The following is a 279-nucleotide window of genomic DNA, read 5'->3' as shown; positions in this document are numbered from 1 at the left end:
GGCTTACTAAAAGGATCTGCATCTGCGTCTTGTGCAATCCCTTCACTGGCAAGCTGCTGCGCAATAGCCGTCACAGCAAGCGTCGATAATTTAAGCGGATGCTGATTAAACAGCTCGTCCGCCTCACGCTCTATCAGTGCGGTATCGAGATTGGCTTGACTAAATGACTCAGTATTTAGAATATAGCGTAAAAACGCCACGTTAGTCGGCAAACCAACGATGCGTGTTTGTCCGAGTGCTCGATCGAGTTTCGCTAATGCTTGCTCACGAGTGGGCGCA

Annotated in this window: 1 pseudogene; it reads right to left on the bottom strand. The window is 49.5% G+C overall.

What is annotated here, in order from left to right:
- A pseudogene (locus AAEZ03_RS27045) lies at window positions 1–279 on the bottom strand (hypothetical protein); the annotation flags it as partial.

Origin of the sequence: Pseudomonas sp. HY2-MNA-CIBAN-0224 (assembly GCF_040310285.1) — a bacterium.
Taxonomy (GTDB): Bacteria; Pseudomonadota; Gammaproteobacteria; order Pseudomonadales; family Pseudomonadaceae; genus Aquipseudomonas; species Aquipseudomonas helleri.
The sequence above is the reverse complement of the archived record's forward strand: the minus strand, read 5'-3'. Positions and strand labels throughout refer to the sequence as shown.